Origin of the sequence: Rhizobium sp. Root491, assembly GCF_001427205.1 — a bacterium.
Lineage (GTDB): Bacteria > Pseudomonadota > Alphaproteobacteria > Rhizobiales > Rhizobiaceae > Agrobacterium > Agrobacterium tumefaciens.
In genome coordinates, this window is the sequence record NZ_LMFF01000017.1 from 285838 (window position 1) to 298326 (window position 12489).

Annotated in this window: 11 protein-coding genes; 8 read left to right on the forward strand and 3 right to left on the reverse strand. The window is 59.9% G+C overall.

Annotation, left to right across the window (positions count from 1 at the left end):
* The first annotated feature begins 10 nt into the window (after window positions 1–10).
* Complete coding sequence (locus ASD46_RS21415) at window positions 11–898, forward strand: shikimate dehydrogenase (RefSeq protein ID WP_013762364.1); 888 nt, start codon at window positions 11–13, stop codon at window positions 896–898.
* Window positions 895–1338, forward strand: a complete 444-nt coding sequence (gene aroQ, locus ASD46_RS21420; protein WP_004431014.1) for a type II 3-dehydroquinate dehydratase — start codon at window positions 895–897, stop codon at window positions 1336–1338. The genes ASD46_RS21415 and aroQ overlap by 4 nt, the downstream gene beginning before the upstream one ends.
* Here aroQ and ASD46_RS21425 read toward each other — a convergent pair.
* Window positions 1310–2005, reverse strand: coding sequence for a TetR/AcrR family transcriptional regulator (locus ASD46_RS21425; RefSeq protein WP_004431011.1), 696 nt, complete (start codon window positions 2003–2005; stop codon window positions 1310–1312). The genes aroQ and ASD46_RS21425 overlap by 29 nt on opposite strands.
* A gap of 121 nt (window positions 2006–2126) precedes the next feature.
* Between ASD46_RS21425 and ASD46_RS21430 the strand changes: the two genes are divergently transcribed.
* Window positions 2127–4028 carry a bifunctional sugar phosphate isomerase/epimerase/4-hydroxyphenylpyruvate dioxygenase family protein gene (locus ASD46_RS21430; protein WP_060642792.1) on the forward strand — a complete coding sequence of 634 codons (1902 nt, stop codon included), beginning with the start codon at window positions 2127–2129 and terminating at the stop codon, window positions 4026–4028.
* Between the two features lie 80 nt (window positions 4029–4108).
* Here ASD46_RS21430 and ASD46_RS21435 read toward each other — a convergent pair whose 3' ends face one another.
* The gene (locus ASD46_RS21435; protein WP_013762362.1) at window positions 4109–4402 is read right to left on the reverse strand and encodes a putative quinol monooxygenase; all 294 of its coding nucleotides are present in this window, start codon (window positions 4400–4402) and stop codon (window positions 4109–4111) included.
* Between the two features lie 523 nt (window positions 4403–4925).
* Here ASD46_RS21435 and ASD46_RS21440 point away from each other — a divergent pair.
* The 5 genes from ASD46_RS21440 (at window position 4926) to ASD46_RS21460 (ending at window position 11917) form a co-directional block, all read left to right on the forward strand.
* A complete protein-coding gene (locus ASD46_RS21440; protein WP_060642658.1) occupies window positions 4926–6746 on the forward strand; it encodes an ABC transporter ATP-binding protein in 1821 nt (606 codons plus the stop codon).
* Window positions 6747–6787: 41 nt separating this feature from the next.
* Window positions 6788–8323, forward strand: coding sequence for an ABC transporter substrate-binding protein (locus ASD46_RS21445; RefSeq protein WP_060642659.1), 1536 nt, complete (start codon window positions 6788–6790; stop codon window positions 8321–8323).
* A 76-nt stretch (window positions 8324–8399) separates the two neighbouring features.
* The gene (locus ASD46_RS21450) at window positions 8400–9323 is read left to right on the forward strand and encodes an ABC transporter permease (RefSeq protein WP_003499197.1); all 924 of its coding nucleotides are present in this window, start codon (window positions 8400–8402) and stop codon (window positions 9321–9323) included.
* Between the two features lie 6 nt (window positions 9324–9329).
* Window positions 9330–10178, forward strand: a complete 849-nt coding sequence (locus ASD46_RS21455) for an ABC transporter permease (RefSeq protein ID WP_004430999.1) — start codon at window positions 9330–9332, stop codon at window positions 10176–10178.
* Window positions 10179–10183: 5 nt separating this feature from the next.
* Window positions 10184–11917, forward strand: coding sequence for a M14 family metallopeptidase (locus ASD46_RS21460; RefSeq protein WP_060642793.1), 1734 nt, complete (start codon window positions 10184–10186; stop codon window positions 11915–11917).
* 192 nt (window positions 11918–12109) lie between these two features.
* On the opposite strand, the gene ASD46_RS21465 is transcribed toward ASD46_RS21460, so the two are convergent.
* Complete coding sequence (locus tag ASD46_RS21465; protein WP_013762356.1) at window positions 12110–12481, reverse strand: hypothetical protein; 372 nt, start codon at window positions 12479–12481, stop codon at window positions 12110–12112.
* Window positions 12482–12489: the final 8 nt, after the last annotated feature.

The following is a 12489-nucleotide window of genomic DNA, read 5'->3' on the forward strand; positions in this document are numbered from 1 at the left end:
ACCACGTTCGATGAGCGATGACCTGATCATGACAGACACCAAATCCTTCAAGGTCGGCCTGATTGGCGCCGACATCCAGCTTTCCAAATCTCCCGCGCTGCACATGCGCGAAGGGGCTGCCCACGGCCTCGATTATTCCTACGAGCTTGTCGATGTCGTGGCGCGCAAGCTGCCGGAAAGCGCGCTTCCCGATCTGCTCAATGAGCTGGAATCGCGCGGCTTTGCCGGCACCAACATTACCCATCCCTTCAAGCAGGCGGTCCTTCCGCACCTGCATGAATTGTCTGATGATGCCCGCATGCTCGGCGCGGTCAACACCGTCGTCTTCAAGGACGGACGTCGCATTGGGCACAATACGGACTGGTACGGATTTTACGAGAGCTTCATGCGCGGCCTGCCGGATGCGAAACGAGACCGGGCGCTGCTGGTCGGTGCTGGTGGTGCAGGCGTTGCGGTGGCCCATGCGGCGCTGAAACTCGGCATTACCCATCTCGATATCTGCGACCGCGATTTCAGCCGCGCCGAGCATCTGGCTGCCGAACTCAACGCCCGTTTTGGCGAAGGCCACGCCTTTGCCGTGAAAGACCCGGCAGATTCCCTGCCCTTCGCGGATGGGTTGATCCACGCCACACCGATGGGCATGCCCGCCCATCCCGGCATGCCGGTCAAGGCCGACCTCCTTGAACAACGGCACTGGGTGGCCGATATCGTTTATATGCCGCTGGTGACCGAGCTTCTGGCGACGGCGGCCCAAAAAGGCTGTCGCACCCTGCCCGGCGGCGGCATGACGGTGTTTCAGGCTGTTGGCGCGTTTCGGCTGTTCTGCGGCCGTGAACCTGATGCAGAGCGCATGACGGCACATTTTACCGAAATTTGCACGAAAGAGGGTGTGGCGTGAGCCTTTTCACCATACTTAACGGACCGAACCTCAACCTGCTCGGCCAACGCCAGCCGGAAATCTACGGCTACGAGACGATGGCCGATGTGGAGGCCAATTGCCGCGCGATTGCCGAGGCGGCGGGGCACGAGATATTCTTTGCCCAGAGCAACCGGGAATACGAGCTGATAGACTGGATCCATGCGGCGCGCGGCACATCGGCAGGCATCGTCATCAATCCCGGTGCCTTTACCCATACCTCGGTGGCGATCCTCGATGCACTCAATACCTTCGAGGCACCGGTGATCGAGGTTCACATTTCCAACATCCACAAACGGGAGATCTTCCGCCACCATTCCTATATCTCGACGCGCGCCGAAGGCGTGATCGCCGGTCTCGGCATCGAAGGTTACGGGGTGGCGCTCAGCCACCTCATCGGCCGTCTTTCCCGATCTTCGTGATATGGTCCGGGCTCAGCACATATCGCAACACCATGTCGCTGACGTGATGCGACAATGTTTGCTGACCCTTCTCGGTAAACAGCCCGTCGCCGAAGATGAAAGAGAAGGTTGCGACGTTCGAGACGTTGAAAAAGGACAGCGCGCTGATCTGCCAGTGCAGTTCCAGCGCATTGATGCCGTTGCGGAAAATGCCGCTCTTCTGGCCGCGCAGCAGCACGCTTTCCAGGGCATCGATGGCCGGCCGGTTGAGCTGGCGGATCGTTCCGGACGATTGCATGTGCCGGCCGTGATGAATGTTCTCGATCATCACCATGCGGATGAAAGCCGGGTTGCGGCGATGGTGATCGAAAGTGAACCGACAGAGCTTTTCGAGCGCCGCAACCGGCTCCAGACCATCCAGCTCCAGATCGCTCTCGCCGCCACGCACCTTGGCATAGGCTTCTTCAAGAACGCGCTGGTAAAGCCCTTCCTTGTCGGTAAAATAATAATAGATCATCCGCTTGGACGTGCGCGTGCGGGCGGCGATCTCGTCGATGCGCGCTCCCGACAGGCCGTTTTGCGAAAACTCCTCCATCGCAACGGAAAGAATGTCTCGGCGCACGCCTTCCGGATCGCGCTTCGCCTGCCGGGTTTCGCTGGTGCCGTTCGAAGTTGCGCTTTTTGTCATGATCCATCCATCAGCAGGGTATACGGCTTGCCGCCGCACCCCTATTATTAACCAATTAGTACATAACGCTGAAAAGGAACGCAATATGGCGAGCTATGACACAGGCAAACAGGGCGTGCCAATGCGTACTTCCATCGCCACCGTCTCCATCAGCGGCGAATTCCCGGAGAAACTGGCGGCCATTGCGAAAGCCGGTTTCACCGGCGTGGAGATTTTCGAGAACGATTTCCTGACCTACGACGCCTCGCCGCGCGAGGTTAGGGCCCTTGCGGCGGATCATGGGCTGGATATCACGCTTTTCCAGCCGTTCCGCGATTTCGAAGGCATGCCGGAACCGCACCGCGCCCGCGCCTTCGAGCGCGCAGGGCGTAAATTCGACATCATGGGCGAACTCGGGACCGATCTGATGCTGATCTGCTCGAATGTCTCGCCGGTGTCGCTGGGTGGAATAGACCGCGCCGCCGCCGATTTCCACGAGCTTGGCGAGCTTGCGGCCAGGCATGGTGTTCGCGTGGGTTACGAGGCGCTGGCCTGGGGCCGGCACATCAGCGATCATCGCGATGCGTGGGAAGTGGTGCGCCGCGCCGATCACCCCAATGTCGGTATCATCCTCGACAGCTTCCACACGCTGTCGCGCAAGATCGATCCCAACTCCATCCGCTCCATTCCCGGCGACAAGATCTTCATCGTGCAATTGGCCGACGCACCGCTGATCGACATGGACCTGTTGTACTGGAGCCGGCATTTCCGCAACATGCCCGGCGAAGGTGATCTGCCGGTGGTGGATTTCATGCGCGCTGTCGCCGCAACCGGTTATAGCGGCCCGCTGTCGCTCGAAATCTTCAACGACCAGTTCCGCGGTGGCTCGGCGCGCCTTTTGGCTGAGGACGGCCATCGTTCGCTCATCAACCTCATGGATCAGGTGCGCCGTCTGGAGCCCGACATCCGCATCGAGGCGCCCGCCATGCCTGAGCGGGTGCAGACGGAAGGCGTGGAGTTTGTCGAGTTCACAACGGCACCGGAGGAAAAGGCCAATCTGGAAGCGCTGCTCGCCACACTTGGTTTTGATAAAACCGCGAGGCACCGCAATCGCGATGTCGATCTCTACACGCAGGGCGACATTCGCATCGTCATCAATACCGGCGGTACCGGTGAGAGTTTCGCCGGTGCATCCTACTCCATCCACGGCACCAATGCCTATGCATTCGGCCTGAAGGTCGATGATGCGCAGGCAGCGCTTGCGCGTGCGGCAGCTCTGGGCGCGCCGACATTCGCCGAACCGCGCAAATCCGGCGAAGTCGCGGTTCCAGCCATTCAGGGCGTGGGCAATGGCGTCATCTATTTCCTCGACGGGTCCACGGCGCTCGCCTCCATCTGGGACAATGAATTCGCACCGGTAGATGCGACGGCACCGGCAGGCAATACCGGACTGACCCGCATCGACCATCTTGCGCAAACCACGCATTACGATGAAATGCTGACCTGGCTTCTGTTTTACACATCGCTGTTTTCAACGCGCCGCACTCCGATGGTGGATGTGGTCGATCCCGGCGGTCTGGTGCGCAGCCAGGCCATAGAAAGCGTGCCCTCCCCGCGTTTCCGCCTGACCATGAACGGCGCCGACAACCGAAAGACCTTCGCCGGCAAATTTCTGGCGGAAGGTTTCGGCACCAGCATCCAGCACATCGCGTTCGCCACGGACGATATCTTCGCCACCGCCAAGGCTCTGCATGCGCGCGGCTTTCACGCCCTGCCGATCTCGCGCAATTATTATGACGATCTGGAGGCCCGCTTCGGGCTGGAACCGGAATTCTCCGACGCACTCCGGGAAGCAAGCATCCTCTACGACAGGGACGACAACGGCGAATATTTCCAGATCTACAGCCGCACCTTCGGCGAAGGGTTCTTCTTCGAAATCGTCGAAAGGCGCGGTGCCTACGGCGGATATGGCGCGATGAACGCCCCCTTCCGCATCGCTGCGCAGCGGCGTCTTGCGCCACCGATCGGCATGCCGAAGGAATAGGCGCAGACACCAGTCCACTGGTGCTTCAAAAATCCAAACAGGCCGCAGCCGGCAGGAATGCCGCTGCGGCCTGTCTTTATTTACGCCAGCGTCACTATCTCATAGTCCCGTGGAATGGCGGAGGTGGCCACAAACCACTTAGATGCGCGCGTGCGCTGCTGATGAAAATCGAAAGCAGCGCGGTCCACAAAAAGCTCTTCCACCCTCCAGATCAGGGGGTCTTCGGTCTGCGATACCTCAAAAGAAATACAGCCCGGCTCCGCTCTGGTCAGGCGAATGTGATCGGGTAGATGGCTTTCCACAAGTTGGACATCCTGCACCGATGCGCAACGGAGGAAGCCGGATAGCCTGACCGCACCCGTTCTATTCGTCATACCCGGTATCCTTTTTCAATGGTCTTCGTCCGGCCTGTATCACGGGCAGCGGCACCCACAACCACTGAAATCGATACATCCTCAATACAGACTAAAAACATCCCTTAATCGGGGTCCGGCCCTTCGGCACGCCCGCGCCCAAAATAAATGCACTTGCGTATTTGTAGAGCAGTATACAAAAATTGTTCAACACTCTGGACATGATTGTCCTGTTTTGTTAGCTTTTTTGTAAAACAAGGGGTGGGGAATACAAGTTCATGCGCATCATCGATTCTGAGACTGGCAACAGGCATTTTACCGGCACCGGTGAGGTCGCCCGTAGCACTTCGACCAGGTCGCAATTTCCGTATCGACCGGCAGCAGCCAATCTACATCGCGCCTGAAACGCCATGCGCTTTCTTTTTGACACTCCCATCCTCCGGCACAGCGTTTCATCCCGCGCGCCTGCCCCACGCCCTTGCCCCCTCACTATTTCAGATGGCCGCGCCGGCATTGCCGCGCATGCCAAGCCGGAGACGCTGACATGACTGCCGCAAACCGCAACGCCCTCCTCTCGGTTGAAAACCTGAGCGTTGAGTTCGGCGACAGCCGCGTCGTGGACGATATTTCCTTTGCCGTGGAAGCCGGCAGGACGGTGGCGATCGTCGGCGAATCCGGATCGGGCAAATCGGTCACGTCGCTCTCGACCATGCGTCTTGCGGATATGATGGGCGCGACTTACCCCGCCGGTCGCATCATGTTCGAAGGCAAGGATCTGCTGAAGGCATCGCAGAAGGAAATGCGGTCGATCCGCGGCAAGGAGATCGCCATGATCTTCCAGGAGCCGATGACGTCGCTGAACCCGGTCTTCACCATCGGTGACCAGATCTGCGAAGTGCTTGTCCTGCACGAGAAAATGGGCAAGGCGGCGGCCATGGCCGAGGCAAAAAAGTTGCTCGACATGGTGCGATTGCCGGATGCGGCCGAGCTTCTGCACCGTTATCCGCATCAGCTTTCCGGCGGCATGCGCCAGCGCGTGATGATTGCCATGGCGCTTGCCTGTCGGCCGAAGCTGCTGATCGCCGACGAACCGACGACGGCACTTGATGTCACCATTCAGGCGCAGATCCTCAACATCATGCGCGACCTGCAAAAGAAGCTCGGCATGGGCATGGTCTTCATCACCCATGACATGGGCGTGGTGGCGGAAATGGCCGATGACGTCGTCGTGATGTGGAAAGGCAGGAAGGTTGAGGAAGGCCCGGTCAAGGACATCTTCGCCAATCCGCAGCATCCCTATACGCGGGCGCTGCTTTCCGCCGTTCCGCGCCTCGGCAGCATGACCGGCGAAGAGTTTCCCAAGCGCCTTCCGCTCACCGTCCTGCAGGATGGCCAGCCGGTCGTGGTGGGCGAGGAACGGGTGCAGAACACCGCAAAATACGATGAGAAGCCGCTGCTTTCGGTTCGCGACCTGTTCGTTCGCTTCGATATTCGCAAGAACCTGTTCGGCAAGGCGACGCACCGTTGCAGCGCCGTGCAGAAGGTCAGCTTCGACATCCACGCCGGGGAGACACTGGCGCTGGTCGGTGAATCCGGTTCGGGCAAATCCACCATCGGCCGCACAATCCAGCAGCTGCAATCGGCGGTATCAGGCGAAATATCCTTCAACGGCCGCAGCTATTCTGAGATGTCGGCGGCGGAACGTTTCCGCATGCGGCAGGAAGTGCAATATATCTTCCAGGACCCCTTCGCCTCGCTCGATCCGCGCAAGACGGTAGGCTTCTCGATCGCCGAACCAATCAACACCCACAGCCTGATCAACGATGCCAAGGCGGTGCGCCGCCGGGTGGATGAGCTGCTGGAACGGGTGGGTCTGAGTTCGGAACATGCATCGCGGTATCCGCACGAGTTTTCGGGCGGCCAGCGGCAGCGTGTCTGCATTGCCCGCGCGCTCGCCTCCGATCCTAAGCTCATTATCGCCGACGAAGCGCTGTCGGCGCTCGATGTCTCCATCCAGGCGCAGATCATCAATCTGTTCATGGATTTGCAAGCGGAACGTGGTCTTGCTTACCTGTTCATCAGCCATGACATGGCGGTGGTGGAAAAGATGAGCCACCGCGTCGCGGTGCTTTATCTCGGCCAGATCATGGAAATGGGCAGCCGCCAGCAGGTCTTCGAAACGCCCACGCATGATTATACGCGCCGGCTGCTTTCCGCAGTGCCGGTTGCCGATCCCCTGATCGAGCGCCGCATCGCCATGATCGAGGGCGAAATTCCCAATCCCGTGCGCCGCGTCGGCGATGAGCCCGCCATTCTCGCCCATGAGGAAATCAATCCAGGCCACTTCATCGCGAAGAGTGCCTGAACAATAACCAAAACCGTAACCATCTGAAGAGGAACAGGTAGATGACAAAAATCAAAAAGGGGATGACGGCAACGTTCGTCGCGCTTGCGCTGGCCGGCACGGCCTTCACCGCAGCGCCGGCTTTCGCCGCTGGCAAGATGACCATTTCCAGCCCGCAGGACCCCGGCAGCTGGGATCCGATCGACACCTTCCTGGTGCAATGGGCAGCTGTCGCCACCAACATCTTCGATGGCCTGACCTATCGCGGTCCGGACCTGAAACTTGTGCCCGGCCTTGCCGAATCCTGGGAAGAGCTGGATGAAGGCAAGCGCATCCGCTTCAAGCTGCGCCAGAACGTCAAGTTCCATAATGGCGAGCCCTTCAACGCCGCCGCCGTCAAGTTCACCTTCGAGCGCCTTCTCGGCGAACAGGGTGCCAAGGGCCCGCAGCGCTCCAACTATGTCGCCATCGAAAGCGTCGACGTCATTGACGACTACACCGTCGACATGAAGCTCAAGGCGCCCGATCCGGTGCTTCTGACCAAGCTTGCCGGTTATGGCGGCATGATCGTGCCGCCGAAATACATTCAGGAAAAGGGTGAGGATAATTTCAACCTCAACCCGGTCGGCACCGGCGCGTTCAATTTCGTCTCCTATGCGCCGAAGACCAACATCAAGCTTGAAGCCAACCCGGATTACTGGGGCGGCGCACCAAAGCTCTCCGAACTGGAATTCCGCTTCATCGCCGAGCCGGCGACTGCGGTTGCCGAATTGCAGGCCGGCCGCGTCGATCTCGTCATTCCGCCCACCATCCCGATCGGCATGATCCCGGTCATCGAAGGCGATTCCAAGCTGGAGATCGTCAGCGTTCCAGGCCCGACGGTGGATGCGCTGCGTTTCAACACTCGTGACGGCATCACCGCTGATCCCAAGGTGCGCAAGGCCATCATCATGGCCGTTGATCGCGGCACGATCGTCAAGTCGATCCTTGCCGGTCAGGCCTCGGAAATCGCCAGCTTCCAGAGCGCGCTGTCCTTCGGTTACGACGCCGATCTGAAGCCGCTGCCTTATGATCCGGAAGGCGCAAAGAAGCTGCTCACGGAAGCCGGCGTCAAGCCGGGTGCGGCACTGCAGATCGATATCAGAGGCAACGATGCGACGATGAACGAAGTCGCGCAGGTCATCTCCAGCTATCTGTCCATGGTCGGCATCACCGCCACCATCAAGCCCTATGAGACCAACGTGCTCCTGAACGACATCATCCCGCAGGGCAAGACCGGCGCCATGTTCCAGCAGAAGTGGGGCGGCTGGACCTTCGATTACGACAACACAGCCTATTCCATGTACCACTCGGGTGAAAAGTGGAATCCTTACGACAAGGACGAGAAGCTGGACAAGCTGCTGGAATCGCAACGCCCGCTGACTGACCGAGCCGAGCGCGAAAAGATCCTCAAGCAAGTCGGCGCCTATGCCGCCGAGCGCGCGCTGGAAATTCCGCTTTACAACACCAATGCCATTTACGGCATCAACAAGCGGGTCAAGGGTTTCGTGGCACCGCCGGATAACCGCCTGAAGCTGACCGACGTCACCGTCGAATAATCAGGCTTATCCTCCCAAAAAGCGCCTTGCCCGCCATCCCGCGGGCAAGGTCGGGTCTCTCTTCAAGGTAAAAAACGTGGCCGGTTTCCTCATCAAGCGATTGCTGCAGGCGATTTTCGTCGTCATCGCCATCACCCTTCTCGTTTCCTTCGCCATCCGCCTGACGGGCGATCCGGCTGTCACCATGTTCCAGGGCGGCGGCAGCATGACGGAAGACGATCTGGCGCGCATTCGTGCGGCGCTTGGAACCGACCGGCCGTTCTTCGTGCAATATTTCAGCTTCCTGAAAGGCCTGGTTACGCTCGATTTCGGCCGCAGCTTCACCGGCAGCACGCCGGTATCGCGGCTCATCGCCGATGCCCTGCCCGCCACGCTGCTTCTCGCCTTCATCTCCATGGCGGTGTCGATTGCGCTTTCCATTCCGCTCGGCATCAAGGCCGCGACCTCGCGCGGCAAGACGGCCGATCAGGTGATCCGTATCTTCTCGCTCGTCGGCCTGTCCTTCCCCAATTTCTGGCTGGCCACCATGCTGGTGCTGCTTTTCTCCATCACGCTCGGCTGGCTGCCGCCAAGCGGCATGGGCGGCTTTGCAAGCTACATCATGCCATCGGTCACCATGGGCGTTATCCTGACGGCTACCAATGTGCGTCTGGTGCGCACGGCGATGCTCGATACGCTGCGCTCGCAATATGTCATGGTGGCGCGCGCCAAGGGCCTCAGCGAAAACAAGGTGCTTTACAAGCATGCGCTGCGTAACTGCGCCATTCCGCTGATTACCTATTTCGGCCTGCAATTCGGCGGACTTCTCGGCGGCATCGTCGTCATCGAGCGCGTCTTCAACTGGCCGGGTCTCGGCACGCTCGCCTTCGATGCGGTGGGCGCGCGCGACTATCCCGTGCTTCAGGCCGTCATCACCGTGCTGTCGCTGATGATCGTCGGCATCAACCTTCTGGTCGATATCGCCTACGGGCTGGTCGATCCGCGCATCCGCACGGAGTAATTGACGATGGCTGCCAAAACCTCGCGCCTGTCGCGCTTCAACAATCTCGAATTCATCCTCGGCGCCCTGCTTACCGTCGTCATCTGCCTTGCCGTTCTTCTTTCCGACGTGCTGTTTCCGGGCGGTGCCGAAAAGATCGACCTGATGGCGCGCCTTGCCAAGCCCTTCACTAGCGCCGCCCATCCGCTCGGCACCGATCCGCTCGGCCGTGACGTACTGGCCCGTGTCGTGGCCGGCGGCAAGATTTCGCTGCTCGTCGGTTTCACCTCGGTCATCGGGGCCGTGGTCTTCGGCGTGATCGTCGGCCTGGTCGCCGGTTATTATCGCGGCTTCTGGGACATGCTGGTCATGCGCTTTGCCGATATCCAGCTCGCCATGCCCTTCATTCTCTTGGCGATCACCTTCATCGCAATTGTTGGCGGCAGCCTCACCAACACCATCATCCTCCTGATCGTCTCGCAATGGGTACAATATGCCCGTCTGGTGCGCGGCTCGGTGCTGACGCTGCGCGAACGGGAATTCATCCTGTCCGCCCGCGCCATTGGCGTGAAGGACTGGCGCATCATCCTCCAGCACCTTCTGCCGAACCTGATCGGCCCGGTCATCGTGCTGATGACGCTCAACGTCGCCAACAACATCCTGCTGGAAAGCAGCCTCACCTTCCTCGGCCTCGGTGTCGATCCGACCATTCCGAGCTGGGGCGGCATGCTGGCGGATGGCCGCACCTATCTGCAGACGGCATGGTGGGTCAGCGTCTTCCCCGGTCTTGCCATCCTTCTGACCGTGCTTGGCCTCAACCTTCTCGGTGACTGGCTGCGCGACAGCCTCGACCCCACCGGCAGAACCTCAAGGTGATCGTGATGAGCCAGATTTTCGACCAGACCTTCAAGCGTACTCTGGATGTGCTTCTCGCCAATGCCGCGCCCGGCCAGTCCTTCGAGGCATGGACGTTCGATGACGCCAAAAGCCGCCGCGAGGCCGAAGAAAGGCTGAAGAAAAAAGGCGTCAGTGCCCGCATCCGCAGCGCCTACAAGCCACTTCTCTTCACCTTTCTGGAAGAGATCAATCTTGGTGGCGTCGATGCCATCGAGGTGCATTACCCGGTGCACGCCAATGCACCCGCCAATCGTTTCCGGCTGGAGGCCTATCCGCTGGCGGCACTAGCCGGCGACGCGAAGATCGATTTTATCGCCCGCGACGACGACGCCCTTCATTATGACGTTACGCTGAGCCGCAACGGCAAGAAGGAAACCCTGAAGGTTCTCGCTCCCAACCGGGTTCATACCGATATCGTCGGCGAAACCAATGTCTCGCCAACCGGCTGGTTCCGTCCGGCCGGTGACGCTACGGGCGAGCGGCTGGAGACGGATTACGAGCAGCTTTTCGAAGCGGCAATCAATGCCGTTGCCAATCACGGCTGGGGCGATGAAGAACCCTATTTCGAGGAATTGAACATCCGCGTCACGCACCCGTCCGAAGACATGGCGCTGCCGGTCGGGGAAGAGGTGGTCAGCCTGCGTGAAGCGCTGCATGAGGATTTCTATTTCTCCCTCCTCGAATTCTTCCAGAAGAAGTCCGGCCGGCCGCTGGGCGACCGCGGCCTGAAACCCGGCCAGATCGTTCCGGAAGTCGTCAAAAGCAACGGCGACGTTTCGGTCCGTATCGAGACCCGTGCACTCACCACCGCTTTCCTGGATGGCGGCGAACAGCGGATCGACGAGGCCCGCGAACCGGTGGCGGCGGGTCAGATCGCGCGTATGCTTGCCGAGATCGACGGCGAGGCGTTCGAGGCCCGCTCGCGGTCGGGCCGCGTTCTTGCCGCCCGTTATGTCGCGGGCAGCGATGCCGCCGTGATGATCAGCGGCGGCCAGCATCCCAATGAAACCACCGGCATCGTTGGCGCCGTCCGCGCCGCCTGCAAACTTGCGGAAAGACAGGGCGCGCATTTCACCATTTCGCCGCTGGAAAACCCCGATGGTTATGCCCTGCACCAGCGGCTGCGCGCCGACAATCCACGCCACATGCACCATGCGGCGCGGTACACGGCGCTCGGCGACGATCTCGAATATCGCACGCGGGAAAATTCGGGCGTCCATCTCAACGAGAAGGCAATCCGTTTCAGCGCGCAGGAGATGAGCGGCGCGAGCCTGCATGTGAACCTGCACGGTTATCCCTCGCACGAATGGACCCGTCCGCTTTCCGGTTATGTGCCGCGCAATTTCGCCATGTGGACCCTGCCGAAGGGTTTCTTCCTCATCATCCGCCACCATGCGGATTGGGAAAAGCAGGCGGAAGCCCTGCTCGACCGGGTTACCCGCCATCTCGGCGCCATTCCGGGCCTGCTGGATTACAACAACCGCCAGATCGCGCTTTATGAGATTCACGCCGGTGAAACCGGTTTCCGCATCATCAACGGTTTCCCGTGCCTGTCGTCCATCGACGACCGCCACACAGTGCCGATGACGCTGATTACCGAATATCCTGATGAGACGATCTACGGCGATGACTTCATCACCGGCCACACGGCGCAGATGGAAACGGTTCTTTCCGCTTACGACGCCTGGCAGGATATTTTCGTCGCGGACGTTGCCTGATTTTGAAGCGCCCCCGATTGGGGGCCTCAGAATGATGACGAAGTCCCGAAGCCCTCGTCCGTCATGCTTGGACTTGTCCGGAGCAGCTGCAACGTCTTGGTCTAGTTGGACGTGATTGGATCCTTGGGGCAATCCAGCGATGACGCCGGGTGTGAGGGAGCTTTGTCATCACCCTCAGTTGCCTTGTACGGCTTACTTCTCAGCCGTGGCGGCAAGCTTCTTTTCCTGCTGCTTCTGCAAAAGCCGCTTGCCCTTGCTCAAAATATGCAGATTGGCGGCATCGAGTTTGTTATATCCGGCCTGAATAATATCGAGATCGGCGACGTGACCGATTGCTGCCAGTTCATGCATCACGTCGCCAACAGCGACATCGACGCTCGGCTTCGGCAGGTGCACAACATCTTCCACCGCGGCGCGCATGCCATCCGCCGCGCCGCCCATGACGTGATACAGCGCCAGCGCCTTGCGGAGAAAAGCTTCGCGGCGCTCGATCTTGTTGTTGAGTATACTGTCGCCAACGCGATTCCGCATAAGATCAACGGCTTTATTCTGATATTCGCCCATCAAGACAC